Origin of the sequence: Dyadobacter chenhuakuii (assembly GCF_023821985.2) — a bacterium.
In the GTDB taxonomy this organism is placed as follows: domain Bacteria; phylum Bacteroidota; class Bacteroidia; order Cytophagales; family Spirosomataceae; genus Dyadobacter; species Dyadobacter chenhuakuii.
On record NZ_CP098805.1, the window covers coordinates 5,093,954 to 5,119,666 of the forward strand.

Here is a 25,713-nt window from a genome sequence, read left to right on the forward strand (position 1 = left end):
ATTAGGACATTTCAAACATCTTCTGTAAAGCCTGCCACAGTTTCTTCTTGAGAGTCCTGTCGGCTTCAATAACATGCAACGGATCGGTGAGCAGAAACCAGACGCCGTCGACCAGCTTAGGCGTGTAGGGCATGAGTAACAGGTCCAAATGCAGCTTAATGAGCGGCACGCCGAAGGTGATAAAGAAGTTCGTTTTCTTCTCCGATAAAACTTTCCGGGCATCCGGACCTTTGAGAAAGCTGTAATTCAATATGTCTGCTTTCTCCACGGAATGTCCGACTGCTTTCAGAATGCTGTCGAGGAACAATGCTTCCGACGCAGCCATTTCTTTCTGATTAGGCGCGTCCATCAGGATTAGTATGCTGTGCAGCAATGCCGGGAAGTCTGCATTGGGTAATGCAGGCGCCGGACCTGGATTGGGCAAGATAGCAGGAGTTTTGGGAGTTGATTTTGCTATTGGCTGCGGAACTTCAGGAGCAGCAGGCGCAGTTGCTGGTGCTTGTACAGGTGCAGATGAAGATGCTTGTACGGGTGCATTTGCAGGATCACGCTCAGGCTCATTTACAACTGATTTTTCCAGGACCTCAGGCACAATGCTTCCTTCTAAACGGAACAATGTTTCGTTTTGATACAGTATCTGGTAAAGTGCCGAGGCAGAAGACATTTATAGTGTTTATCAGAATTATAATTGACCTAAAAATAACGACGACTGGCTCCATATACCAACCTTTTGCTTTTTTGCCTGAATTTCGAGATTAGCGTATTCCTGGCTTTTCGAATATTTTTTGAAATGTACAGCCAGTCCTGCTTTAACCAGCTCCTTATTCAAAATCCGGCCATTGGGAAGCACAACTTCGCCCAGTAACCTGCCATATTTATCAAAGTTACCAGCATGCCTGATCTGGACCGTTTTCCGGAAACATTGCTGGCTTGTGTATTGCTTTGCAACTTTATAATAAGGCCGCCCGCGTTCGGGGCAATTCACATGCAAAAGCCTGATCCTGATCGGTTTCCCCATTCTCTGACCCGCTTTTTTTCCTGCATAAAGGAATTTGAGCTCAATGGTGTCGCCGTCCTGAATCGCGATAACCTCTGCTTTTAAAGGATTTGGTAAGTCGTAATGCTGCTGAATGCTGCCATTTTGAAGGCGAATTGCATTGTTATCACTGAAAGACGAAAGCGTCAACAAGCATGTCAGCGCAATCAACACATTGAATCTTACCCTACTCACTCTCACTCTACTCACTTTTACTCTAAAAAATTTCACGCTAATCACTTTCACTGTTCTTCAAGCTTGTACCACTTAATGTCGTTGAGGGGCTTCCTGCGGGCTGCTGTTGCCGTAGGAGCATAATGTTTTTCCAGATAATCCAGGACCTGTTTTTCCGTTTCGCCCAGGTCCCACAGATTGTGATTGGCCTGCATCCAGCGGATCTTCTGTTTCCAGCCGTCCCTTGTGAATCGGTTGGCAATGATGAGCTTAGACGAATGACAGCTCGTACATTGCGCCTTCACCATATACAGGTTCGGATCCGTTACCAGGCCGGTTTCTTTATCTGTTTTCGCTGTATCCAAAGGCATACTGGCAAACCCTGCCTGATTCTCAACACGCGTTTCTGTACGAAAAGCCGTTGAAACCAATCCCAAAAAAAGGAATAGTGTGAGCAGCAGGCCAACATTTTTATTTTTTATCAAATGCATTGCAGGAAATTTTCTCTGTGATTAACCGACTTTAACAGCGATCCGCTCGCAGGCATTATTCATGTAACCGCCCGGATTCCAGGCCGGGATGACCATGGGCTGTGCATTTCCTTTGTCATCGGTTGCCTTGGCCCAAACTTCATAATAACCTTTGGAAGGGAATTTTACCTTGGTATTCCAATGCTGCCAAGCCAGTCTGTTAGCGGGGGCTTCGAGCTTGCATTCTTTCCAGGTTGCACCAAAGTCAATCGAAACCTCCATTTTTTTAATAGCATGGTCGCCCGCCCATGCGTGTCCGCGTAACGCCAGTTCGGCATCAGGTGCGATCATTGCGCCCGATTTTGGAAAAGTAATGAGCGATTTAACGGGCATGGATTCAATAATCTTAAAATACTCGTCCGTCTGGGGCACATCCTCACCGGGCGAAACCGGGCTTTTGGGCATCTTATAACTATGGCCTTCCATTTTGGCACCATCATGCACTTTATTCCGGACCGAGATCCGGCTCAGCCATTTTCCGGAAACAGAAGCTGGCCAGCCGCCTATAACCAGTCTTAACGGATAACCGTGAAATTCCGGGATGTCCTTACCATTCAACTGCCATGCAATGATCGTCTCGTCTTCCAGGGCTTTGGACATCGGGACACCGCGTGAAATAGCTTCCTTTTTTGGGTCTTTGCTCAAATGCTGATCCTTACCATGATAACCAATGTATACCGCATCACCTTTAATGCCCACATCGGCCAGCACATCTTTCAAGCGAACGCCCGTCCATTCCGCGCAATGCACCGCACCCTGTCCCCACTGGTTTCCCGAGGCTTGCGGCTGAAAGCCGGAACGGCCGTTACCGCCGCATTCCAGCACCAGCTGGTAAGTGTAAGGTTTGAATTTCTTTTTTAATTCAGCCAATGTATATGTCTTCGGCGCTTTCACCGATTCTCCATCAATTGTCAATGTCCATGAAGCCACGTCGATCGTTTCCGGAATGAGCCCGTTATTCCGGATGAACATTTTGTCAACCGGCGTAATGCGGTCGTCGAGCAAATGAACGGGCGATTCTACATTCCAGGGCTTATCTCCCTGCACGATCATTTCCTGGCTTTTGCCTTTAAGCGCGTCCTTTTCATCGAATAGGAGCGGGATATAACCTTTGGGCATTTTGTTGGCAAAAACAATGTTCGTTCCCATTGCTGCAGCAAGTGCTGCCATGCTGCTTTGCTTCAAAAAGCCACGTCTGTCGGATCCGGAATTCATTATGAGGTTCAGAAATAGTTCGAAATATCAACGGTCGAATTTACATAAACGATATTAGTATAGCACCCAATCAACCCGATTTAAGCGATTTTTAATAAAAAAAGAGGCTGCCCGCTGGACAACCTCTCACTTACGATAATAGTGTGTACTGACATTCGAACATTACTCACTTAAAAAAGTGCATGTATACGTCCAACAGGGAGAATTTACTAATGCTTACTAACTCGTGTTATGCCTTAATGAACGGACCTGCAATTGCAAGCACTGCGGCTTTCGTCAATGGTTCGTCAAATGCCTCTGTTATAGCTGCATCCGATTTCGAAGCAAGGCCTTTCAGGTTTACACCGCCTTGTGTCATATTGTCTTCACCTGCGTAAATAGCCGCTACTGCGCCTTCTTTACCGGTGATCCAGCCTTTCATAGCCGGGTTTGCTGTTACCGTTGCAGCCAGTCTGCGCGTCATAGCCGCGTGACGTGCTTCTACCGAATGAACCTGCAATGCGTATTCCAGAATTTGCGCGTCAGCAAGCAATTCGCCAGCCTGTCCTTTGTAAGCACGCACACCTGTATCTTCCAGTGCGCTGGAAACTGTTACAAAAGTTTTGTAATTGGTAAACACATCATTAAAAGCGCCACCATATTTGAAATCAAATGTTGGTTTTTTGATCGCCTTGTCGCCCAAAGCTTTCACAAGGAATGCTACGTGCTGTGATTCGTGCTTGCCGATTTGTGTGAAGATCGTTTTATCCGAGGCCGGGATCAGGTTCGCAGCTGCGTTTCCTGCTTTGTAGAACTCGTCTTCCAGATATTCAAGTGTCAGTGCAAAGTTCAGCACGTCGATTGCTTTCGCAGACTGCGCATACGCTTTGTTTACAATTGAAGCAAAGACAGTAGGAACTGCAACTGTTGCAAGCTTACTGCCGATTCTGTTCATAAAGTGACGACGTGTGGCAAACTCAAGGCGGCCTGCTGCATCCCCATCAATTTTTTGAAAGTCATCTATAATTTTGAAAATATCCATTGTTTCTGAATCAAATTAGTTATTAAATTATTTACCCACATTTGCTCCCGTGATCGTATCCTTCACGTAACCTTTTACGGCTGCAAGGATATCAGCAGGGGCAACAGCTTTGTCGAACCCGTTTTCGTTGATGATATCATCGCCAGCAAAATCAGCCGACTTTGGTTTCAACAAATCACGGATCACCGCTGCGTGGCGGGCTTCAACAGAAACGATTTTTCCGGCAAGAAGCAGATTTCCGCCGTCTTTAAGCAATCTGCCTGCACCATTATAGGCAGCAACACCTGTATCTTCAAAAAGCTTCGCAGCACCTAATACTGCGTCACGTTTTGTGAAGTCGATCGTTGCAAAGTTTGGAGTAAGATCTTTAATCGCTTTGTCACCTAATGCTTTCTTGAAAAAGTCACGGTGAATAATTTCGTGGTCGCGGATATCGGTAAGAATTGTTTTTTCCGCGTCGGTAATGCCGGCAAACGGCGTAGCAATAACCTGTGTATAGAAAGCGGCTTCCAATTGTTCAAGCGCGTATGCATAGTTTAATACACCAACATCTCCTGAGCCCAGGTCCACACTGTCGCCCGTTCCAGGGATCATTGGATCCGGATCGTCGTCATTACAAGCGGCAGCAATTACAATGGTTCCCAAAGACGTGGCCAATCCGGCAGAACGCAAAAATAGACGTCGGTTGACAACTGACGCGCTTGCTCCCTCTTCTTTTCCGGAGTCGATTTTTGATTTCGTTTGTCTGTTCATAGCAATAAAAAGGTTTCTTGACTTTCCTTCCGTTTATCGAAAAGATTTAACAGACCTACGACCTCCTATTTACTTTAGATCAGTTAACGAAAAAATGAAAGCGATTTTGGCGGGGGGCTTAAATACAAAAAGAGCCTGTTGCCAGGCTCTTGATGCTTTCGGATCATCCGATATTAGAAAGTAACGTTGAGTAAATATTCGTTTATACCAAATCGCCTGGACGACCTTATATTGCGGAGCATTGTAGATTAAATACTATCAGTTACTAAGTAATAATTTCTATGCAAAGATAGCTTAATCCTTTTCTTCTAAGCACTTTTTGCTTGAAAAAATTCGGATCATTTCGTAAATCAGCCTGAATAAGTCGGATACGCACTTTTTTGCTAACTGGTTCCTGTTCTGACGTTTAATGCTACAACTTGTTGAAAGATCGTACATGTGGGGCCGTATGTATGGAACAAGGGATTTGTTAATATCTGAGTATCAACTTAATTTGTATCGCGCTGGGTTGTGGCACTAAATTATCAGGAGCTTTTATGAATTTACCTAACACGATTAACAAGATGAAGCACATCATACTTTCCACTACATTCATTGCCATGCTGGGTGCCTCCCATGTGCAGGCCAATGTAACAAGCCCGGTCGTAACCGAATTAAACGTAAGCCAGGATAAAGTTGCTGTTCGGCCGGATGACCTGCCCGAAGCAGTTAAGAATACGCTTTCGGGAGAAGCTTATGCAGGCTGGCAGGTTACCAGTGCTTTTTTGGTTACAAAGGAAGATAACTCGCAGTATTTTGAGATCAATGCCAGGAAAGGCGAAGAGTCAACTGTCATCAATCTAGACAAATACGGAAAGAAAGTTGATTAGGACTGCACGTTATATTTATTAGCTCAAAATGAAAAGCCGGACATTTATCCGGCTTTTGGCGTTTGTTTTTATAATTTTACATTTCCCCTGCTCGTTAGTTAGTATTTATTTTTGATAATCAGAAAACCCATGGCCCACCTGCTCCTCGTAGAAGACGATACTACATTCTCAAAGCTGCTAAGTAATTTCCTTGGTAAGCATGGCCATTCGGTTAAAGTCTGTTCAAATATCAAAGAAGCAAGAGAAGCACTGAAAAGTAGCGATACCGAAGAACCGTTTGAAGTGTTAATGCTGGATTATCGTCTTCCGGATGGTAATTCGGTCGATTTTCTGAAAGCACTGAGAAGTGAAGGAAACCGTACTGCTGCATTCATCATGACAAGTTTTCACGATGTGCGTACTGCTGTTACAGCCATGCAGATCGGTGCTTTTGATTACATAACCAAGCCGGTTAACCCGGAGGAACTGCTTATGGTACTACGAGAAGCACTTAACAAAGCCGAATCAACAGATACGAAGGCGACTCCAAAAACGAAGGTCAATGCGAAAGCCGATAAGCAATCGCTTGAATTCATCGAAGGGAAAAGCAAGATTTCAAAGCAGCTTTACGAGTATGTTCGATTGGTTTCGCCTACGGATATGTCGGTGATCATCCAGGGGGAAAGTGGTACAGGAAAAGAGCATGTCGCCAAGTCGATCCATAAGATGAGCAAACGTAGTAACGGGCCGTTTGTAGCGATCGATTGCGGGTCATTATCCAAAGAACTGGCTGCGAGCGAACTTTTTGGTCACAAAAAAGGCGCATTTACCGGTGCATTGCAAGATAAGATCGGGCAGTTTGAGGCAGCGGATGGCGGCACATTGTTCCTGGATGAGATCGGTAACCTTGGATATGACGTTCAGATCAAGCTTTTACGCGCTTTGCAGGAGCGTATCATTGTGCCGATAGGCGCTACACAGCAGATTAAGGTAGATGTGCGGTTGATCGCAGCCACCAACGAGGACCTGATGACCAGCGCGGCGAATGGCGATTTCCGTGAAGATCTTTATCATAGATTAAACGAATTTAAGATAGAAGTTCCTGCGCTGAGAAAAAGAGGCGAGGACCTGGGCATATTTATTCAACATTTTGTAGACAAAGCGAACGAGGAACTGGGCAGAAATGTGCGGGAACTGTCCAAAGAAGTAATGGACGTTTTCCATAAATACGACTGGCCGGGGAATTTGCGTGAGCTGAACAATGTCATCAAGCGCCTGGTGTTGCTCTCGAAAGAAGAAGTAGCCACATTAAGCGCGTTGCCTGCAGAAATGATCACCGCTCTGGAAGATCAGCAAAAGCCAACGGGCTCAGATCTGAAAGCTTTGCAGGAAACACATGAAAAGGAGATGATCGAAAAGGTTTTGCAGGAAGTGCGCTACAATAAGAGCAAAGCTGCGAAACTGTTAAACATCGACAGGAAAACGCTTTATTACAAGATAGAAAAATATCATATTGAGTAAGCCAGGGCCCTTTCCTCAACCTGCTCAACCACAATGGCAGCGTTTTTCACAACCTGCTGCATTTCCGCGATTGAAATTTTAGAAGGGTCTTCCCGTAAAGCGACTTCATATTGACGGAGCTTGGCCGAAAGCTCGCGGGCGCCTATTTGCCCCGTGCGGCCGGCCAGGCGATGCATGAGTTCCTGCGCTTTGTCCAGGTCGTTGTTTTGGATGTAACTGTCCAGATCGCTTACATCCTTTCTCGAATCCTTTACAAATTGTTCCAGGATTTCCCTGAGCAGACTTTCATCACCAAAAGTCATTTCATTCAATGATGTGAAATCAAGCGCCGTTGCGGAGTTTTCGGTTACGGTTTTTTCCGGAACTTCGGCTTTTGTGGACGAGGCTTCCAGTAATTCCAGCAGTTCATTGGAATGGAAAGGTTTCATCAGATAACCGTCAAATCCCATCCCTAGCAAGCCTTTTCGCTCCTCAGGAAGCGCTTGCGCGGTTAGTACGAAGAATTTGGTGCTCCCGGAAGCAGATTGGCGGAGGCGTTTGCAAAGTTCTGCGCCGTTCATGCCAGGCATACGCATGTCTGTAAGTACAAACTTCACCTGCGGATCCCACGGACGGCTCAAAACCTCCTCTGCTGATGAAAAACATGTATGCGGAATGCCGTTCCTGTCCAAAACGGACGAACACCATTTCAGGATAAAGGCATCATCGTCGACGAGCCATACTTTTCCGACCACATTATAATTTCTGTTGTCCGCTTCCTCGGGCGCTATTTCCAATGTTTCAGCTTTTTTCATACGGGTGGTTACAAAAAAAGTCGTGCCCTTCCCGAGTGTGCTTTTGACTTTAATCTTGCCCGACATGCCTTCAACCAAAGCCTTTACAATGCTAAGGCCCAGACCTGTGCCGCCATATTTACGTGATATGGAAGGATCGGCCTGTTCAAATTGGTTAAACACGCGCTGAACTTGTTCCGGCGATAGGCCAATGCCGGTATCCGAGATCTGAAATTCAATTTCAAGATCGCTGTCACTCTCAAAACCCGTAACCCGCAATACGACCTCGCCGCTTTCGGTGAACTTGATAGCGTTTGTAAGAAGGTTGTAAAGGACCTGACGCAGCCTGAACGGATCGCCGTTTAGATAGAGTTTTGGAGAAAGCCCATTTTCAAATTGCAATAAAAGTCCTTTCGAAACCGCCGTTGGCCGCAGCATCTGAACAACTTCATTGAGCAAGGGATTAATAGCGAAAGTCCGTTCCTCAAAAGTAAACCGATCCGAGATAATGCGGCTGTAATCCAGGACTTCATTGACCAGATGCAGCAGGTGCTCTGACGCCGAATGCAACGTTTCCAGATCCTGTCGCTTCGGTTTTTCGTCCTTTTTTAATGCTTCGGTATAACCTATAATGGATTGCAGCGGCGTGCGTATCTCATGGCTCATATTGGATAAAAACCGCTGTTTGGCCATGCTGTGATATTCGGCTTCCTCTTTGGCTTCTTCGAGCTGGCTGCGATAGGCGTTGCTTTGGGTAATGTCCGTAAAAATGAGATAGGAGAGCATCGCAGTCAGGAAAAAGAATCCCAGCATGATATACTCCAATGTATTAATGCTGCCGGTCACAATGTTTTTCGACCTGGAACCTTCCAGATTGGATTCTTTCAGCACTTCTGCTTCCACTTCCTGCATTACATCCAACAATTGCTGCACTAGTGAATTACCTGCTGTGGCAAGTTCCTGCTCCCGGTCTACAAAGCTGGTTGTTCGGATTTTTTGTGATTTTTCAATGGCGTTCACCGCTTCGCCCACTTTTTCAATGGTGCTATCCTCCTGTGCAACAGTTATTGTATCGACCTGAACATTCACTTCCTGTTTCTGTACCACTTTCGCGGGTGGCGGAGGGGCGTTTTTCTTTGCTTTTTTCGAACCGCCAAATACCCGGTTAAAAAATCCTTTTTTCTCGCTGGCTTGTTGTAAAGAGTCAGGTAACTCCGTGTAAACGGTCGTCGTAGTCGTTCGTTTTTCCGTTTTTACAACCGTGCTATCCGGTTTCAGTTTTGTAGTGATCAGCCCGGAAATGGATTTTACTTCTTCTTCCAGATCCTTGTTATTCACCAGCTTGGATCGGACCTTGACATACTTTCCGTAAATTTTTTCCCGCTCATTCAGCAGGCTTTTCATAGAGTCAATGCGAATGATCTGAAGGTGGTCGTCCAGGCTCATATTGCTCAGCGAATCCAGTGTTGCAATCAGCTCTTTGGATTGCGCTAAAACCTGCTCGTTTTTTTCTTCCCCTTTTAATGTGCGTGTGTTTTGTAAATGGTTGAGCTGAATGATGTTTTTAAAAACTTTATTGACCAGCCGAAGCTTATCATTCGGCGTAGACATTACTTCCAGCTTGATCAGCATATCTTCAAATGCTTCTTTACTGATAATCCACGACGTGCCCAATGCCAGCGACGCCAACAGAAATCCCAGCAAGACTTTGCCTTTAACTGATTTTAGGAAAAAAAGGTCACGAAGAACGGACATATCGGAATGTAGTATGCAATGTCTTTAACGAATTTACAATCGTAAAAGGTGCAATTCAGCTGCATCTGTCTGATTTAGAATGTGAATATAACGAAAAAAGGCTGCCCCGCATATTTGGGCAGCCTTTCCAAGCGTATTTCAAAATGCACCCCGCAGCTGCGAAATGCAGGTTTATTATTTTGCAAGGGAATTAATCCATGAAGCAATTTTCATTGCATCAGACTTCGAAACCTGCGGCATAGGAGGCATTGGCGTTGCATAATCCGGCCAGTTTTCAGGTTTTGGATGATAGATCAGATCAACGATCTTTTCATTGCTGTATTTGCGTTTGGCAACATCCAGGTAAGATGGTCCAACCACCTTCTTGTCGGCAGCGTGGCAAGCCAGACATGTATTTTTTTCCAAAAGCGGTTTTACCTCTGCAAACGTAGGCACTTTCACGGCTGCGGATTTGCCGGTAGTTGCTTTGCCTTTTCCATCCGGAGAAACGTGCTCTTTTTCAGGTGCAGCAACCGAAGCAGCCGCTTTTCCTGATCTGGTCGTTTTCAGGTCAGAAACTTTCAATTTCTCTCCGTCAGGAATGTTGTTCAATGTGTAGTAAGCATCCGTATGAACAAGCGACCAGCTGTTTGTAGCAGCACGAACGCCTTCCAGCTGGATTTTGTGCACATAATACTGACGCATGCCATCCAATACGATTCTCACTTTTTTGGCATCATCAGAAACCTTTACACCCACTACTTTCACTTCCTTCGTATCGATCGGAGGGCTTCCGTAAACAGGGTAATGTTTGTACAAATAGCTGCTCACATTATAAGAATCAAGATCTTCCGCAGATTTACGATCAACCGGCATTGTGAATTCTATTTCAAAACCATCCGGCTGAGCCTTCACTGTGTACATTTCAAACGGCATTTTACCATTCCATACCAAGCGCTGCAAACCCTGGTTAGCATCACCAGCCGAACCCCATCCGCGGTTTGTTTCACCTACGAACATAGAACCGTCTTTGTCAAAAGCCATACGCAAAACGCCCGACTGGAAACCGCTGCGGAAACCAATGCTCGCACCCTGGTATTCGCCTTTTACTTTTTCCAGAACAATACGCATAATGTTGCTTTGTCCCTGGTCGCCCACGAAAACCTGTCCCGTAAATGGTCCGAAATTGCCCTGGGTATTATCCAAAATCAATTCTGATGTAGAAACTCCGTGTACACCATATGGCAACCAAACAGCCGGAAGCTGCACCATATCATATTTTTCTTTCAGCTGATAAAGGAACTGCGGCGTTTCGTTGCCTGTGTTTTCCGGCTTGATCGCCCGTCCTTTGTCGTCTTTATTCTGGCGGTTGTCGCGCTCAGCAAAGAATTGCTTTTCTGTAAGCTTCACCGGTGTGCCGGCAGCCCATTTCAAACCAGCCGGGTGGCCCATGAACCCTCCTTTTTTAACCTGAAAAATTCCGCCAGTTCCCATCCAGTCGCCCTGGTTGTCTGTATAGAACAGCTCGCCATCGAGCATGCTGATTCCCGCCGGAGAGCGCACGCCGGTTGCATATGGTTCGAATTTTCCGTCATTGGTAATGTGAAAGATCCAGCCACGGCCAGGCACACGGCTTTCGCCTCTCCACCATTCTTCGTCACCAAAAGCCACGTTACCACTCACAAAAAAGCTTCCGTCCGGTGCCAGTTTAGGCCCGAAAGAATATTCATGATAATGTCCGGATAATGGCCATGCGTAAACGGTTTCGTAAACATCCGCTTTGCCATCGCCGTTTTTATCAACCAGCTTAGTCAGCTCGCCGCGTTGTGCGCAGTATAATGCACCTTCTTTGTAAGCAAGGCCAAGAATTTCATGCAGACCCGTCGCGAACTTTCTGAAATAAGGCGTCCGGCTGGTCGGGTTATCCACGATCCAAACCTCTCCGCGGCGTGTGGAAATGGCCAGTGAGCCGTTTGGCATGGTCGTTAATCCACCCACTTCAAGGATAATGCCTTCTGGAATGGGCGGGGTGACGATTTTGTAAAAGTCTTCTTCTTTGGGTGATTCCTGTGCTTTCAGCATTGAAATCGTTGCCAGAAGAGCAAACGCTATTTGAGCAATTTTTTTCATTATATATGAATGTCTATAAGGATTTTGAATCAGAACAGGATCGAATATTTCACTTCACCATTTGTAACCGGCACCAATAATTCCTGCGCGCCGTCAGCGCTTCTGATCTCAGGTTTAACACTTTTATCAGCCAGTTGAATGTAGTACGACTTGTTGTCAACTGCATAAAGTCCGTCTGCCACTTTTTCAATGTTCGATCCGTCAGCCAGTCTGGCAACCAGGTCTTTCGAAGGATTGTTTACTTTAATAATTCGCTCGAAATATTGGTTATTCACTACGGAAATGTAATCTGTTACAGCCGATCCAAATGCCTGATACTGGAAAGTAGGAACGTCCTGGTCGTCCAGAACATAGCCTTTCGGGCGGTAACCGCTGCCGGTTGTGTCGGCCTGCCATTTTCCTTTTGCCGATTTGCCAAGGACCATATCATTGCCCAATAGCGTCACGCTTCCTCTTGGACGGGAAGATCCGTCGCCGCGGTCGTGCCACATCGGCGTTGCATCCAGGAATTCACCGCGCCAAACCTGCAAAACTGCACCTTTGTCCAGGTCGTAAGTGTAATGCAGATTAGAAGGGCTTCCCACCGAAACTGCATGCACCACACGCTGTCTTTTTTCTTTGCCTTTTTTGAAATCCATAAAGCTCCGGGTAACATTGTTTGTTCCGGCAGAGATCAGGATCGGGTCATTAACGCCACCAGCCATGGCAGAGCTTTTGGTATGGTAAGCAATTTCCCTGAAACCAGGTCCGCTCACCCAAAGACCAAGAACCGGGCGCATCCAGCCATCTTTTTTGTTATTGAATATTTCAATGGTATGGTCACCCGCTTTCAGATTCACTTTTCCCTCACGGAATTCGTTGTTGGACTTCCATTGAGCATCGATCACATATTTTCCGTCGATCTTCAAGTATGAATTTCCGGAAGCCTGTAACTTGAAGTTGTAATCGCCATCCGTAGCAGCATTGTAGCGGCCAGTATATACGTAAGAGTAATTATTATTCTCTTTCAGTATTTCCCAACTCAACGCTTCTGCTTTGCCTGTCTCAGCGGCTGTCATTTTAGAAAGGTCCTCTGTTTCGGACAAAGCACCATAGTAAGTCTTGTAAGTCAGCTCCGATAACGTTCCCGGCTTTTTATCAAAATTATTGATCACAATGTTCTTGATAGCCAATGATCCGTGGTCACCCTGAATGCGGATCGGGCCCATCGCCACATCTTCGCCGGTTAATGAACCGCGGGTAGGGCCGCTTACTTCTACATTTTCATGGATCGTAACGCCATTCAGCACGATTGAAAGAAATACTGCATTGGCGGTTTTTTTTCCGTTTGCATCAAAGCGGGGCGCCTGATAGGAAATCTTAATGTTTTGCCATAATCCGGGTGCTTTGGCCACATTGAAACGCGGCGCATAACCTTCATAACCTTTTTCGCCTTCGGGTTTTGAATCATTCCAGCGCTCGTAAATTCCGCCGTTATCATTGTACTTGGCTGTTTTTTTACCCCAGCTGTCAAAAAGCTGCACTTCGTAGTTGCCTTGCAAGTAGATTCCGGAATTAGATCCTTTGGTCAGCATAAAATCAAGCTCAATGTCCAGATCGCCGTGCTTGAAATTGGAGATCAGTTCATATTGGTTGCCGTATTTTCCTTTTTCGTGTGTACAAGCCAGCACACCTTTCCCGGGTGTCGTGATCAGTACATTTTCTTTGGAAATATCAGCTGCTGCATTACCGACGATCTTCCAGTTGTCGGATTTGGTAGTGAACGCACTCAGGTCGTTTAAAGGGATAGGCTGCTGTGCATAAGCGGATTGCATAGCAAATGCAGCAATCCCACCTGCAAGAAGTTGGAAAAGAGAACGGTTAATTCTAAACATACGTGAAGTAAGCTTGTATCGGTTTATTTAAAATGCTGCCCGGCCATCGGTCGACGCGGGTGCAAATTACGTGATAAGAATCCAAAATATTACATTTAATTAGGTGAGAACCGCGTTTGTTAATGCTTTTTACCTAATGTTGTGTTTTGATATTATTTCAATAGTAATTAGTCCAAAAAGTTATTTTTTAAAATGAAAAAACTAATCCTAACCGCGTTCAGCCTTGCAACGGCATTTGCTGCACATGCCCAGCTGCAACCTGCTAAGCAAACGCCTGAATCGAGTGAACTTTGGAGCCCGGTTCCCCGCTTTGTAACGCCTGGTAAACCGTCGACGGCTGTTTCCGGTTTTACTGCACCTTCGGACGCAATCGTTTTATTTGATGGAAAAAATCTGGATGCATGGGTTTCAGGCAAAGATGGCAAAGCCGCTGCGCCCTGGACCGTTGGGGACGGAGCAATGACCGTTGCACCCAAATCAGGCGATATACAAACCAAGCAGACTTTCGGAGATTACCAGCTGCACATTGAATGGCGTACACCTGCGAAAGTAGAAGGCAACAGCCAGGGACGTGGTAACAGCGGTATTTTTATGCAGGGCATTTATGAATTGCAGGTTTTGGACAGCTATAACAACCCAACTTACTCCAACGGACAAGCCGGATCTATCTACAAGCAAACCATGCCGCTTGTGAATGCAACCGTAGGGCCAGGTGAATGGCAGACTTATGATGTTGTTTACACAGCGCCGCATTTCAATAAGGATGGTCAAATGACGATTCCTCCATACATTACGGTGATCCATAATGGTGTTTTGGTTCAAAACCACACTATGATCCAGGGAACAACTCCTTACGTAGGCCAGCCAACGATCGAGCCACACGGAAAAGGCCCGATCAAGTTACAGGATCATAACAATACAACGAGTTTCCGCAACATCTGGATCCGCGAGCTGTAAGCAGCAGGCGATCCGGCGGCCGGTGCTTCGGGCACGGCTGAATTCAGGTATAATATTTTAATGGCTTAAATGGTTTAACAGACTGTTTAAGCCATTTTTTTGTTCTGTTATCGTTATATTAGTTTATCATTTGCGTTAAGAATTCAATGTCATGCAGGAGATAGAGCCTTATTACAATTGGGAAAAACATTATATAGCCAGCCATGACGAAAAATCGCCGTTCCATGGCAGGACCTACAATCTGGATTATTACGAAAATGCGATTTATGGTTACTACATCCATCCGTTATGGGACGAAATCGGCTCCGAAACGCTGTATGTAAAGATCCTTTTTGCCGATTATACGAAGCGTTATGCAGTGATCGAAATGTTTGGAGAGTGGAATGATGCGCTGCACAATGACATTATGTTTTTTAAAAGACAGGTTGTCGATCCGCTTGTGGATCAAGGCATTAACCAGTTTATTCTAATGGGTGAGAATGTTCTGGACTTTCATGGAAGCGAGGATGATTACTATGCCGAATGGTTTGACGATGTGGAAGACGGCTGGATCGCTGCGGTAAATTTCAGAGAGCATGTGGAGGAACAATGGAACAAATTCAGGCTCGATTACTATATCAATTTCGGGGGGACATTGCAGCTCAATAACTGGCGTACGATGCAGCCTGAGCCATTTTATGAGCTTATTAAAAAATTGATGGTTAGAAGGTTAGAGTAGTACAAAGCTGAATGGTTCCTTGCAACGTTGCCAACTCCTTTGTAGCTTTCGAAATCAACTGTTACATATTTTTCACCTTAAAATTCTTTTCCCAATGGCCGAAAACGAAAAACCCACACCCGAAGAGGTGACAGAATCGCTTCAAAAGAAAGTTGAAGAGCTGAAAGAGCAAGCTGCTGAGGAAAAGGAGGAGATCGTGGATCAGGCGGAGGAAATAAATGAGGACGCAGAGTTGTTTGAGACAGACAAAGCGGATGAATTGGAAACAATAGCGGAAGAGGAAATTCAGGAAGCCGGTGTGGCAGCAGATGGAATCAAGTCGGAGGTTTACGAAACACTTGACGATCTGAAAGCCGCGGGCGAATCGACAGCCGACCGGACCATAGACGAAGCGCTGGAATTGGAAGCCGCAGCAGAAGATAAAGTGGAGGAGGTAAAAGCAGATGCTGAGGAAGTGAAATCAGGCTTTTCGCAAAAAACTGAACAGTTACAGAACGAAGTCGAGCTGAACATTGCCGCCGGAAGAGTAAAAGCAGAAGAAATTTTTTCTGACCTGAGCGAAAAAGCAGAAGATTTCAAAGAAGCAGCCACTGAAAAGTATGAAGACATTAAGGATGCGGCTGTTGACAGATATGAGGACCTCAGAGAAGATCTTAACGAAGCATTTGAAGAAACCAAAGCCATTGCAGCCGAAAAACTGGCCGAAGCACAGCAGAGAACGGAAGAGCTGAGGGCCAAGGCCGCCAGTGAACTCAGGGAAGCAAAGGAAGTTGCCTCGGAGAAATATGATGAAACCAAAACGAAAGCCAAAGGCTTCTGGGCAAGATTGTTCGGGAAGTGATTTGGGGAAAAAATGCTTTAAAACCTGTCGGATCTAAGCTGGCAGGTTTCACTAATAATCTGCCTTTTAATGTCACAACAAACATTTTCAGTTCCTTATAAGCATCCATTTAGTCCGGATAACAAATACAAAAAATCAGTTGTTTATTTCTCAATGGAGTTCGCCGTTGATCAGGCGCTGAAAATCTATTCAGGTGGTCTGGGTTTCCTTGCAGGCTCTCACATGCGCAGCGTATATGCGTTGAAGCAAAACCTTATAGGCGTAGGAATGCTCTGGAAATACGGTTATTACGATCAGGGCAAGACAAAGGACGGCAGTATGCAGCCTGAGTTTCATGAGAAAATGTATTCATTTCTGGTAGATACAAAAATCCGCTTTCAGATTCCGATCATGGGCAAGGATGTCTGGATTGCAGCGTATTATCTGCCACCGGATGTTTTTCAATCTGCCCCGTTATTTCTGCTAACCACGGACACCGACGGCAACGACGATACCACGCGGGCAATCAGCTATTCCTTATACGATGCGGATGTAACCTACAAAGTGGCGCAGTGCATGGTGCTGGGCATCGGCGGAGCGCGTCTTCTGGAGGAACTGAGCTATGAACCGCAGGTGTATCATTTTAATGAAGCGCACGGCGTTTCGGGGATTTTTCATTTATTCAAGAAACTCAAAAAAGTGGCTGAGGTGAAGAAGCGCGTTGTTTTTACAACGCACACTCCCGAGGAAGCAGGAAATGAAAAGCACGACATTCACTTTCTCGAAAATCTCGGATTTTTCTCAGGTCTGGATCTGGACACGGTCCGGAAAATCAGTAACATAAAAGGCGACACATTCAACCACTCGCTGGCCGCATTAAGCATGAGCAGAAAGGCCAATGGTGTCTCCAAGCTCCACGGCGAAGTGTCACGAAACATGTGGAAATCACATAAGAACATTGCAGATATCGGCCACATTACGAATGCGCAGAACAACACCTACTGGGTTGATAGCGAGTTGGAAAGCGCACGGATAGCAAAGGATTCACAAAGGATTTCTGCCCGAAAAAAAGAGCTGAAAAGGGTTTTGTTCAAAACGGTGGCTGATCAATGCGGTAAAATATTCGACCCCAATGTGCTGACCATTGTCTGGGCCCGCAGATTTGCAGCTTATAAAAGGCCGGATATGCTTATCTGGGACTTGGAACGCTTCAAGAAAATCATGGAAAATAAGGAACAGCCCGTGCAGGTGATCTGGGCCGGAAAGCCTTACCCGAAGGATGAGGGCGCGATTGACACTTTCAACAAGCTGTTTTATACAAGCCATCATTATTCCAATATGGCGGTGCTAACGGGTTACGAGCTGGCACTTTCCAAGTTGCTGAAAGACGGCTCGGATGTATGGCTTAATACACCTGTCGTTACCCGTGAGGCTTCGGGGACCAGCGGAATGACAGCGGCTATGAACGCTTCCCTGAACCTGTCGACATTTGACGGCTGGATTTGCGAGTTTTCGAAGGATGGTGAGAATTCATTTCTGCTGCCCGTGGCAGAAGGGGATGATATCAACAAGCAGGATTGCGATAATCTCATGCAAAAGCTGGAAACATCGGTCATTCCAACTTACTATGCCAACCAATCAAAATGGCAGCAGATGGTGCTCAACAGCATGAACGATGTCAGCATAGAATTCAACTCCGACCGCATGGCGCGGGAGTATTATGAAAAGCTTTATTAAGTTATTGAGTTAAGATCAAAGTGGGATAATCTGGCATACTTACAAAATAAAATGCAGGAATACATGGAAAATGGTTGTCAACTTGCGTGGCTGATTGATCGTTTTGACGAGCAAGTATTTATTTACAATCCTGGTAAAGAAGTAAAGATTATAAAAGGCATGGGTGGCCAACTCTCGGGCGATCCATTATTTCCTGGATTTATGCTCGATCTCTCATTGATCGATCAATCCTAAGCATTAATGCCCAATCTGCTTTGCCACCAAAGCGATTCCTTCCCGGAATGTATGCGGTTCGTAGCCAAGTATATTCCGGGATTTTTTTAGGTCAAAACCGGTTCTTGGCGGACGGCGGGCTGGTTGGGTGAAGGATGAGGCGTCGGTTGGTGAGATGAGGAATTTGTCCAACGAGAAGTAATCGGCTGCCATAATGGCCATTTCGTAAGGTGTCAGAAAATCCGCTCCCGAAATGTGAAAAACACCTTCTGCGCGCTGATCTGCAATCAAATAACATCCCATAGCAAGGTCTTCTGCCAGGGTCGGCGTCCGGAATTGATCAGTAACAACCTTGATTGCTTTCCCTTCCTCCAATGATTTTTTAACCCAGAGAATAATGTTGCTCCGGCTCATATCGTGCGCTATGCCGTAAACCAGCACAGTCCGGGCAATCGCCCATTGAATGTCGGAATGCATTACAGCTTTTTCTGCTGCATATTTACTCCAACCGTAAAAACTGATCGGGTTAGGCTCGTCTTCTTCTTTGTATGGCCCGGAGGTTCCGTCAAAAATGAAGTCTGTGGAAACGTGTTCGAGAAAAATGTTATGCTTTTTACAGGCCGCTATCAGGATTTCAACTGCCGTAACATTCAGTTTCCAGCAGGCATCCTTCTCCATTTCACATTGATCCACATTGGTCATGGCGGCTGTGTGAATGGTAATCTCAGGTTTTACCTCCGTAAGCACTTCATCCACCTGCACAGCATCGGTAACATCCATTTCGCGGAAATGATAACCTTCCGAGACGCTTAGCCGATTTTCGCCTTTGGCAGTGGCGAATGTTTCATATTGCTCGTTTCCAGCTAATAAATCCACCAGTTTTTGCCCGAGCAGCCCGTTGGAGCCGGTGATCAGTATTCGTTTTTTTTGCATTAAGCTTCGTATTGCCAGCCGTATTTCTTGGTGATCTTTTTCTTCTTCATTTTCTTGACAGACATGTTCATAGAAACATTTTTCTCTGGCCTGTCGCGTTCATCTTTTTCCACAGCGCCAATCTTATCGATCACTTCCATTCCGTCGATAACCTGTCCAAAAACCGTGTACGAACCATCCAAATGCGGTGTTCCGCCGATTTCCTCGTAAACTTTTCTTTGGGAATCAGTTAGCTTTCTGGCAGCGCGGGCGGCCTGCTTATTAAGGTCATTTTTGCTCCATTTCCGGCCCTGCACAATGTAAAACTGGCATCCGCTCGATTCTTTGGCTGGATTATTGTCACGTGCTGCGGCCAATGCGCCTTTCTGGTGAAACAGCTTGGGGCTGAATTCAGCAGGGATTTTGTAGCCATTATCACCTTTTCCAAGCATATCATCCGGCTTGGCATTTCTCGAATTCGGGTCGCCTCCCTGGATCATAAAGTCATCTATGACGCGGTGGAAAAGCAAACCGTCGTAAAATTTATCTTTTGTCAGTTTAAGAAAATTGGCTTTGTGCTTTGGTGTTTCGTCAAACAGGATCACCCTGATTGTCCCCAGATCCGTTTTGATCGTTACAACATCATCTTTTTTAGAGCTCTTTTGGGCAAAAACACCCACAGAAAACAGGCATAGGAACGCCAGAACTAATGATTTTTTGGTTTTCATAAATTTTATTTTGCCGCGAGTACATTTTTATCGGTTGGGACAAACTGGAATTTTAACCCGTAATCCTTCCCTTTTGAAACATCTTCCATATTAACCCGAACAGATTTCTTGTTCCAGGTAACCTTATTAGGTTCTTCCTTAGGCGCATCATAATCCTTCGTGAAGTAATTTTTTCCTGCATTCCAGAGCTGCTTTGTGGCTTCCGGACTGTTCAGATAAACGTCGACGGTGATCCTGTTCACCTTTTTGTCGGGCGTCAGAAAATATTGTACGTCAATGGTTTCCAGCTGCGGAGTCTCAGCCGTATATCCCAGATGATCCGCCGTTTCTTCAAACATTTCGAAATTTTCCGAAGCTTTGATCTTACTGATGGGGTCACCGAACGAAATGCCACGAAGCACAGTTCCTTCCGCCTTATCGGTGCCCAAGATTGTTTGCAGCAATGCCGATTGATCGCTGTTGAGATCATTCTCGGCTGGCGCTTCCACCTTCACAGAGTCGGTAGCCGCTTCGGATTGCTCGTTTGTTTTGGTGTCACATCCTGAGATTGCCAATGCAAAAAAGACAGCTGCAAACCCGGTTTTGAAACTTTTCATGCGTGTAGAGGTTTTTTTCATTCAGTTTAGTATAAGTGTTACAATAGTCGTGCCTTCTTTTCCGAAAAGGCCTTATAATGCTGCAATGTAGCCATATTTGACAATTTTGAAAACGATTTCAAAATTCGCGGGAAACGTTGAAAAAGAATCTCCGCTCGCCTTTTCCGTTCAGCGTAAGGTTGAACCGCGCCAGTATATTGTAAAAAGTAACAATATCGAGGCCGGCACCGGCGCCATAGAGCATCGAGTTGCCCAGCCGCGTGTTACTGAGTTCGGGATAACTGTTTTTAACATAACCGGCATCTGCGAAAGTGTTCAGGTAGGCGGCCAGAGGAAGTGTGTTGAACTGTTTGATCGGAATAAAGGAAAAGTGTTTCTGAAATGAGAAGAGTTTGTATTTCAATTCATTTTTCAGCAATGCATAATCCTGTCCGTCAACCACATAAAGCTCATATCCACGCACGAGATCGTTCCGGTAACCGAGCCCGATCGTTTGCAGATATGGCTGTCGCTTTGGCAAGGAAACCCTTCCCCGGACGCCTGTATTGAAATACCACCTTTTAGAAATCGGGATGTATTTTCGGTAGGAGCCATAAAAATAGGTCATATTAACGTCGTCGGTTGGTAAAAGGCCGATCTTCGAAATCTGTAACCCAAGCGTTTGCCCCCGCAATGCATATTGAACATTATCGCGCTTGTCATAGCTGAATGAATAGGTAAGCTGAAAGTAGCGCTGGATTGTTCGTCCTTTTAACAGATAACTCGGATTTAAAGCGGCAATGGTGTCGGAGATCTTGCTGTAACTCCACCGCAGATCGGCCGTATGGAACGTGTAATATTTATTCCGACGGCTAATGCTCACATAGGAATAGAATCTTTCCCGGTTAATGTCTTCACTATTAAAGTATTGCAGCTTATCCCGCCATGTCCTGAAAGCCGTCGTTTTGTTAATCGAGTAAGAAGAGCCCAGCGTAATGCCCGTTTTTTGTGCTTTGTCAATGTAGGGCAAAGTGTAGGCAACCTCGAATTTTGGAATAAAACCAAACTCCGCAAGAAAGCGCAGCTTATCCGCACGGCCGGTAACATTACCGTAGCTCATATATACGCCATAAGTTGTGCGCGAAAGATCCCGTTTTCGTTCATACCACCATTCGTTGAAATTGCGGTCTGCAAGCTGGAAAACGGGAACAATAATGAGATACCACCGCTCTTTCACCACAATCCTGATGTCCGTCCGGATGGAGTCCGGATTGCTTTTCGGGATCAGGTCTACGGTGATGAATAAATTGGTGTTGACAATTTTCCTGCGGTCAATTTCGAGGGTTTCTGCCAGCAATGCGGCACTCAGCGTATCGCCGGTTTTAATGGCCATTTCGCGCAGGATAATGCCGGCCCTTGTGCGGTGATTTCCTTCCACAAGCATGTCGCCCATAACGATTGTTCCGGCAGTGTCGGTTGCAACTGTTTGCGCGTTAGCGATTTGAATAAAAAGGAATACGAATAGCGGAAAGTATATCTTCTTATAGTGTCTTTTAAGGTTCATTCGTCACTGCCAGGTTTCATCATAGAAACGATACTTTCCTTGAATTTGGTGAATATTCGGTAAAAATAAGGTTATCTCAATTCACATAACGGTGCATTTAAAAAAACATATAATCGGGATAGTCTTTTCATAAACTCAGTGAGTATCCTACAAAGACTTAACAGCTATTACTATGTCACTTTCCCGGGCTGAAACTTTGATTAATAAACTGATCAGTAACAAACTCACAGGGGAAGAACTGTCCGAATTGCTGGAAGGCATTAACAGTGAAACAGACCAGCAAAAATATTCCGACGCGCTGGAAATTTACTTCGACTATCTGCTCCAACAAAATCAGCCGAACGGCAACAGCCGGAACGGGCATGCTCCCGGCAAAAACGATAGTACTTAAGCAAATCTCCCAAGTAATGTATCTGAAACACATTTAAACTGTATCTATCCCCAACAATGACCCGAATTTAAAGCCATTTCACGAAGACTTTTCTCCTGTTATCATGACTTATGACAATCACCTAAAATTCAAAGATTATGAATTCAATCTCTATCATTAATATGCGGCGCGTGCTTTGGTGTTTGCTCACCGTGCTGCTTTTTACCGGAAAGGACGCGCCGGTCGTAGCGGGTGAAAAACCTGTTAGCGCCGCGAAGGACCAATCCGTAGCCCGGATTCGCGGAACCGTGACATCTGCTGTGGACGGTGCCGTTGTTCCCGGTGTTAACGTGCTGGTGAAAGGCACCCAGGTTGGAACCACAACCGACGCTGCCGGAACGTACTCCATCGATGCCGACGGTGATAATGCAGTCCTTGTGTTTTCTTACATAGGATTCAACTCAATTGAAGTAGCCGTTCAGGGAAAAAGTGTGGTGGATGTAGTCCTTGAAGAGAATGTGGCAACATTGCAGGAAGCGGTTGTTACTGCGCTTGGTATAAAAAGAGATAAGCGTTCACTGGGTTATAATGTAGGCAAAGTTGAAGCCAAGGATATTGCCAATGTGGCCAATGAAAACGTGCTTACTTCACTTTCCGGCCGCGTTTCAGGGGTTTCTATCAACCAAACGAGCGGTATCGGTTCTTCGATAAGCATTGTGATCAGGGGAGCGGCTTCATTGAAAAATAACCAGCCTTTATTTGTTGTGGATGGCGTGCCGCTGGCCAACAGCCTTGCTAACGTAAGTGAAAAAGGAAGCGGCAACAAAGTCGATTATGGTAATGCAATTTCAGACATTAACCCCGACGACATTGAGAGCATGTCTGTGCTGAAAGGGCCCAGCGCAGCAGCACTTTATGGTTCCAGGGCTGGTAATGGCGTTATTTTGATCACAACAAAATCTGGTAAGAAAGGCAAGGGACTTGGTGTTTCTTTTTCCACTTCCAATGTTTTTGAAAAACCTTACAGATATCTGGATCTGCATTATAAATATGCAAATGGTGAAAGACCTTTCCAGTTGGACGAATCATCCGCATACTGGGGCGGTTTGCCGCTGGATGCCGGTAATAAGGAAGTACAATGGAACAGCCCGCTGGATGACAAAGGCAATCCGATCCCGACTGAGCTGAGATCTTACAAAGACAATATGAAGAACTTCCTGCAGACAGGAATTACTTCAACCAATAACCTCACGGTTTCGGGTTCCACCGATAAATCGACTTACCGGGTTTCCTATAACAATATGATCAACCGGGGCCTGATCCCTAATTCGGACCTTTACCGGAACGGATTGTCGTTGGCAGGAACATTTGATATGGCTAAAAATCTGAAACTAAGCACGAATATCAATTTCGTTCGTTCCAGCTCAAACAGCCGTCCGCAAACTTCCGAAAGAGACGGAAACCCGCTGCAAGCTGTTTATTACTCACCCAGTTACAACATTGAGGATCTGAAAGGCGTGTGGAAACCGGGCCTGGAAGAAATAGAGCAAATGACCGTAGCAAAAGGCGAAACGGACAATCCTTATTTTCTTGCCAAACATTTAACCAATGCGTATACACGCGATCGTTTGTACGGAAATGTTAAGCTCGACTGGACGATTGCCGAGGGCTTGACTGCCTTCGCACGTTACTCGCATGATATGTTTGATGAAGACCGTGAAACCAAAATTCCATGGAGCTACAAAAGCATGGCAAAAGGCGGTTACTATCTTGAAAACATTGGTCGCAATGAAAGCAATGCTGACTTTTTAATCACCAAAACCATAAAGGCCAGCGATTTTGATATCAGCATTTCGGGTGGTGGTAACATTATGCAGCAACACCAAAACAGCTCAAATCTGGGCGGCAGGGACCTTTCTGTTCCCGGACTGTATAATATTTCCAACATTCCGGTTGGTAACAGGGTCGTTGGGAACGGCAGTTTCAAGAAAGCCATTTACAGCTTATACGCTTTGAGTTCAATTGGTTTTAAAGATCAGCTTTATCTTGATCTGACTGCGCGGAATGACTGGTCGAGTACATTGCCCGAAAGCAACCGCTCTTATTTTTATCCATCCGCATCATTGAGCTGGTTGGCGAGCACGACATTTAATATGCCGTCGGCGGTTTCGTTACTGAAACTCCGCGGAGGATGGGCGCAGGTGGGTAATGATACAGATCCCTATCAATTGTATCCAAACCTTGGAACAGGAAACTGGGGAGATTTGGTAACGGCAAATCTGGGCGAAAACTTGCTGAACCCCGCATTACTTCCGGAAATCGCGACGTCAACAGAAGGTGGAATTGACCTGAATTTGTTCAATAACCGTTTGAGATTCGACATTACTTATTATGACAGAGCTAATACGAACCAGATTTTCAGCGTTCCGATGGCGCCTTCGACGGGTTATGCGAGCAAAAACATCAATGCTGGCAAGCTGGTGAGCCGTGGCTGGGAAATCGGGCTGGGTGGAACGCCTATCAGCAACAGAGGCGGATGGAGCCTGGATTTGAATGCTAATTTCAGCCGTAACCGTGTTACTGTTAAAGAATTGGCACCAAACTTCCCGTATTTTGAACAATGGGGAGAGAACGGAGCGGGTGCTTATACATTCGTAGGGGAGCAAATCGGCAACATGTACAGCCGCGGGTTTGCTACTGTTCAGGACAAAGCTTCTCCTTATTATCGCTGGCCGATCATCAATTATGATGGCGAAGGCGGGGATATGGACTGGCAGAGCCTGGGAGGTCGTGAAAACAATGTGAAAGTGGGTAACTACAATCCTGATTTTCTGATGGGTATGCAGGCTAATCTGACTTACAAAAGATTCTCCCTGGGATTAAGCTTCGATTGGAGACAAGGCGGTGAATTTATGTCATTCACCTATCGCTATGGCGAATCTGACTGGAAATCACAACGTCAGATCGATAACCTGATCCCGGGAAGCCAATATAGCCCCGACGAGCTGGTTGCCTTGCTGAAATCAGATCCTGAAAAATACATTATCCCGCAAAACGGAAATTTCCCGAGAGTAGGAGGGCATACGGCTGCAACAGGTGGTTTCGGACCAGATGGTGACGGAGCATTTATTCCGGGTGTCTGGCAGGATGAGGCTGGGGAGTACCACGAGTGGCTTGGTGGAGCAGGCACCAAATATCTGCCTATCACGGCTGTGTATCCGTGGAGCTTCAACCAGCAGGTTACATTTGACGCTTCATTTGTGAAGCTGCGCGAAGTAACATTGTCTTACAAGATTCCAAACCTTTTCGGGGTTGTGAGAAATGCGAACCTTTCGCTGTACACCAGGAACATTATGCTGTGGACCGCTTCAAAAATCGGCATCGATCCTGAGCGTGCATTCTGGGCTGATCCCAACAAAGGAGGCTTCCGCCAGGGAATTGAAAGACAGAACGTGATGCCTTGGACTATCCCGTTTGGATTTAAGCTCAATTTCGATTTCTGATCAGATC

22 protein-coding genes are annotated in these 25,713 nt (G+C 45.7%); 9 read left to right on the forward strand and 13 right to left on the reverse strand.

What is annotated here, in order from left to right; all coding sequences use genetic code 11:
* Position 1 precedes the first annotated feature (1 nt).
* From NFI80_RS21305 to NFI80_RS21330, 6 genes are all read right to left on the reverse strand, one after another.
* Positions 2–664: a hypothetical protein gene (locus NFI80_RS21305; RefSeq protein WP_235166261.1), complete on the reverse strand. Its 663-nt coding sequence runs from the start codon at positions 662–664 to the stop codon at positions 2–4.
* 18 nt (positions 665–682) lie between these two features.
* Positions 683–1,231, reverse strand: a complete 549-nt coding sequence (locus NFI80_RS21310) for a thermonuclease family protein (protein ID WP_235166262.1) — start codon at positions 1,229–1,231, stop codon at positions 683–685.
* Between the two features lie 47 nt (positions 1,232–1,278).
* Positions 1,279–1,701: a hypothetical protein gene (locus tag NFI80_RS21315; RefSeq protein WP_235166263.1), complete on the reverse strand. Its 423-nt coding sequence runs from the start codon at positions 1,699–1,701 to the stop codon at positions 1,279–1,281.
* Between the two features lie 21 nt (positions 1,702–1,722).
* Positions 1,723–2,955 (reverse strand): sulfite oxidase, encoded by a 1,233-nt coding sequence (locus tag NFI80_RS21320; RefSeq protein ID WP_235166264.1) that lies wholly within the window; start codon positions 2,953–2,955, stop codon positions 1,723–1,725.
* A gap of 229 nt (positions 2,956–3,184) precedes the next feature.
* Positions 3,185–3,976 carry a ferritin-like domain-containing protein gene (locus NFI80_RS21325; RefSeq protein WP_235166265.1) on the reverse strand — a complete coding sequence of 264 codons (792 nt, stop codon included), beginning with the start codon at positions 3,974–3,976 and terminating at the stop codon, positions 3,185–3,187.
* Between the two features lie 27 nt (positions 3,977–4,003).
* Positions 4,004–4,729 carry a ferritin-like domain-containing protein gene (locus tag NFI80_RS21330; protein ID WP_235166266.1) on the reverse strand — a complete coding sequence of 242 codons (726 nt, stop codon included), beginning with the start codon at positions 4,727–4,729 and terminating at the stop codon, positions 4,004–4,006.
* Between the two features lie 536 nt (positions 4,730–5,265).
* On the opposite strand from NFI80_RS21330, the gene NFI80_RS21335 reads away from it, so the two are divergent.
* Both NFI80_RS21335 and NFI80_RS21340 read left to right on the forward strand, forming a co-directional pair.
* Complete coding sequence (locus NFI80_RS21335; RefSeq protein WP_235166267.1) at positions 5,266–5,598, forward strand: hypothetical protein; 333 nt, start codon at positions 5,266–5,268, stop codon at positions 5,596–5,598.
* 129 nt (positions 5,599–5,727) lie between these two features.
* The gene (locus tag NFI80_RS21340) at positions 5,728–7,098 is read left to right on the forward strand and encodes a sigma-54-dependent transcriptional regulator (RefSeq protein WP_026628732.1); all 1,371 of its coding nucleotides are present in this window, start codon (positions 5,728–5,730) and stop codon (positions 7,096–7,098) included.
* On the opposite strand, the gene NFI80_RS21345 is transcribed toward NFI80_RS21340, so the two are convergent.
* The 3 genes from NFI80_RS21345 to NFI80_RS21355 all read right to left on the reverse strand — a co-directional run bounded on the left by NFI80_RS21345 (position 7,086) and on the right by NFI80_RS21355 (position 13,609).
* On the reverse strand, positions 7,086–9,626 hold the full coding sequence (locus NFI80_RS21345) for a hybrid sensor histidine kinase/response regulator (RefSeq protein WP_235166268.1): 2,541 nt from the start codon (positions 9,624–9,626) through the stop codon (positions 7,086–7,088). The two genes, NFI80_RS21340 and NFI80_RS21345, sit on opposite strands and share 13 nt — an antisense overlap.
* 174 nt (positions 9,627–9,800) lie before the next feature.
* Complete coding sequence (locus tag NFI80_RS21350) at positions 9,801–11,735, reverse strand: c-type cytochrome (protein ID WP_235166269.1); 1,935 nt, start codon at positions 11,733–11,735, stop codon at positions 9,801–9,803.
* Positions 11,736–11,764: 29 nt separating this feature from the next.
* Positions 11,765–13,609, reverse strand: coding sequence for a 3-keto-alpha-glucoside-1,2-lyase-like domain-containing protein (locus tag NFI80_RS21355; RefSeq protein ID WP_235166270.1), 1,845 nt, complete (start codon positions 13,607–13,609; stop codon positions 11,765–11,767).
* A 192-nt stretch (positions 13,610–13,801) separates the two neighbouring features.
* Between NFI80_RS21355 and NFI80_RS21360 the strand changes: the two genes are divergently transcribed.
* From NFI80_RS21360 to NFI80_RS21380, 5 genes are all read left to right on the forward strand, one after another.
* Positions 13,802–14,566, forward strand: coding sequence for a 3-keto-disaccharide hydrolase (locus NFI80_RS21360; protein ID WP_235166271.1), 765 nt, complete (start codon positions 13,802–13,804; stop codon positions 14,564–14,566).
* 151 nt (positions 14,567–14,717) lie between these two features.
* Complete coding sequence (locus NFI80_RS21365) at positions 14,718–15,284, forward strand: hypothetical protein (protein ID WP_233797556.1); 567 nt, start codon at positions 14,718–14,720, stop codon at positions 15,282–15,284.
* Positions 15,285–15,378: 94 nt separating this feature from the next.
* On the forward strand, positions 15,379–16,125 hold the full coding sequence (locus tag NFI80_RS21370; protein ID WP_235166272.1) for a hypothetical protein: 747 nt from the start codon (positions 15,379–15,381) through the stop codon (positions 16,123–16,125).
* A 69-nt stretch (positions 16,126–16,194) separates the two neighbouring features.
* The gene (gene glgP / locus NFI80_RS21375) at positions 16,195–17,841 is read left to right on the forward strand and encodes an alpha-glucan family phosphorylase (RefSeq protein ID WP_235166273.1); all 1,647 of its coding nucleotides are present in this window, start codon (positions 16,195–16,197) and stop codon (positions 17,839–17,841) included.
* A gap of 3 nt (positions 17,842–17,844) precedes the next feature.
* The gene (locus tag NFI80_RS21380) at positions 17,845–18,075 is read left to right on the forward strand and encodes a Uma2 family endonuclease (protein ID WP_256565295.1); all 231 of its coding nucleotides are present in this window, start codon (positions 17,845–17,847) and stop codon (positions 18,073–18,075) included.
* A 3-nt stretch (positions 18,076–18,078) separates the two neighbouring features.
* Here the strand turns inward: NFI80_RS21380 and NFI80_RS21385 are convergent, their stop codons facing one another.
* The 4 genes from NFI80_RS21385 to NFI80_RS21400 all read right to left on the reverse strand — a co-directional run bounded on the left by NFI80_RS21385 (position 18,079) and on the right by NFI80_RS21400 (position 21,833).
* Positions 18,079–18,987: an SDR family oxidoreductase gene (locus NFI80_RS21385; protein ID WP_235166275.1), complete on the reverse strand. Its 909-nt coding sequence runs from the start codon at positions 18,985–18,987 to the stop codon at positions 18,079–18,081.
* Positions 18,987–19,694 (reverse strand): peptidylprolyl isomerase, encoded by a 708-nt coding sequence (locus NFI80_RS21390; protein ID WP_235166276.1) that lies wholly within the window; start codon positions 19,692–19,694, stop codon positions 18,987–18,989. Before NFI80_RS21390 ends, NFI80_RS21385 begins: the two co-directional genes overlap by 1 nt.
* A 5-nt stretch (positions 19,695–19,699) precedes the next feature.
* Entirely contained in the window at positions 19,700–20,290 is a 591-nt protein-coding gene (locus NFI80_RS21395; protein ID WP_235160565.1) for a hypothetical protein, read from the reverse strand.
* A 118-nt stretch (positions 20,291–20,408) separates the two neighbouring features.
* Positions 20,409–21,833 (reverse strand): BamA/TamA family outer membrane protein, encoded by a 1,425-nt coding sequence (locus NFI80_RS21400; RefSeq protein ID WP_235166277.1) that lies wholly within the window; start codon positions 21,831–21,833, stop codon positions 20,409–20,411.
* A 172-nt stretch (positions 21,834–22,005) separates the two neighbouring features.
* Here NFI80_RS21400 and NFI80_RS21405 point away from each other — a divergent pair, with 172 nt between their 5' ends.
* Both NFI80_RS21405 and NFI80_RS21410 read left to right on the forward strand, forming a co-directional pair.
* Positions 22,006–22,224 (forward strand): hypothetical protein, encoded by a 219-nt coding sequence (locus NFI80_RS21405; RefSeq protein ID WP_233797548.1) that lies wholly within the window; start codon positions 22,006–22,008, stop codon positions 22,222–22,224.
* Between the two features lie 137 nt (positions 22,225–22,361).
* On the forward strand, positions 22,362–25,706 hold the full coding sequence (locus NFI80_RS21410) for a SusC/RagA family TonB-linked outer membrane protein (protein WP_235166278.1): 3,345 nt from the start codon (positions 22,362–22,364) through the stop codon (positions 25,704–25,706).
* The last annotated feature ends 7 nt before the right edge of the window (positions 25,707–25,713 follow it).

What these genes read in the sequence shown, in the direction of transcription:
- NFI80_RS21360 (WP_235166271.1), top strand. Translation starts at nt 13,802, where the DNA reads ATGAAAAAACTAATCCTAACCGCGTTCAGCCTTGCAACGGCATTTGCT.
- NFI80_RS21345 (WP_235166268.1), bottom strand. Translation starts at nt 9,626, where the DNA reads ATGTCCGTTCTTCGTGACCTTTTTTTCCTAAAATCAGTTAAAGGCAAA.
- NFI80_RS21400 (WP_235166277.1), bottom strand. Translation starts at nt 21,833, where the DNA reads ATGAACCTTAAAAGACACTATAAGAAGATATACTTTCCGCTATTCGTA.
- glgP (WP_235166273.1), top strand. Translation starts at nt 16,195, where the DNA reads ATGTCACAACAAACATTTTCAGTTCCTTATAAGCATCCATTTAGTCCG.
- NFI80_RS21335 (WP_235166267.1), top strand. Translation starts at nt 5,266, where the DNA reads ATGAATTTACCTAACACGATTAACAAGATGAAGCACATCATACTTTCC.
- NFI80_RS21385 (WP_235166275.1), bottom strand. Translation starts at nt 18,987, where the DNA reads ATGCAAAAAAAACGAATACTGATCACCGGCTCCAACGGGCTGCTCGGG.
- NFI80_RS21325 (WP_235166265.1), bottom strand. Translation starts at nt 3,976, where the DNA reads ATGGATATTTTCAAAATTATAGATGACTTTCAAAAAATTGATGGGGAT.
- NFI80_RS21305 (WP_235166261.1), bottom strand. Translation starts at nt 664, where the DNA reads ATGTCTTCTGCCTCGGCACTTTACCAGATACTGTATCAAAACGAAACA.
- NFI80_RS21370 (WP_235166272.1), top strand. Translation starts at nt 15,379, where the DNA reads ATGGCCGAAAACGAAAAACCCACACCCGAAGAGGTGACAGAATCGCTT.
- NFI80_RS21330 (WP_235166266.1), bottom strand. Translation starts at nt 4,729, where the DNA reads ATGAACAGACAAACGAAATCAAAAATCGACTCCGGAAAAGAAGAGGGA.
- NFI80_RS21365 (WP_233797556.1), top strand. Translation starts at nt 14,718, where the DNA reads ATGCAGGAGATAGAGCCTTATTACAATTGGGAAAAACATTATATAGCC.
- NFI80_RS21355 (WP_235166270.1), bottom strand. Translation starts at nt 13,609, where the DNA reads ATGTTTAGAATTAACCGTTCTCTTTTCCAACTTCTTGCAGGTGGGATT.
- NFI80_RS21405 (WP_233797548.1), top strand. Translation starts at nt 22,006, where the DNA reads ATGTCACTTTCCCGGGCTGAAACTTTGATTAATAAACTGATCAGTAAC.
- NFI80_RS21320 (WP_235166264.1), bottom strand. Translation starts at nt 2,955, where the DNA reads ATGAATTCCGGATCCGACAGACGTGGCTTTTTGAAGCAAAGCAGCATG.
- NFI80_RS21390 (WP_235166276.1), bottom strand. Translation starts at nt 19,694, where the DNA reads ATGAAAACCAAAAAATCATTAGTTCTGGCGTTCCTATGCCTGTTTTCT.
- NFI80_RS21315 (WP_235166263.1), bottom strand. Translation starts at nt 1,701, where the DNA reads ATGCATTTGATAAAAAATAAAAATGTTGGCCTGCTGCTCACACTATTC.
- NFI80_RS21395 (WP_235160565.1), bottom strand. Translation starts at nt 20,290, where the DNA reads ATGAAAAGTTTCAAAACCGGGTTTGCAGCTGTCTTTTTTGCATTGGCA.
- NFI80_RS21350 (WP_235166269.1), bottom strand. Translation starts at nt 11,735, where the DNA reads ATGAAAAAAATTGCTCAAATAGCGTTTGCTCTTCTGGCAACGATTTCA.
- NFI80_RS21340 (WP_026628732.1), top strand. Translation starts at nt 5,728, where the DNA reads ATGGCCCACCTGCTCCTCGTAGAAGACGATACTACATTCTCAAAGCTG.
- NFI80_RS21410 (WP_235166278.1), top strand. Translation starts at nt 22,362, where the DNA reads ATGAATTCAATCTCTATCATTAATATGCGGCGCGTGCTTTGGTGTTTG.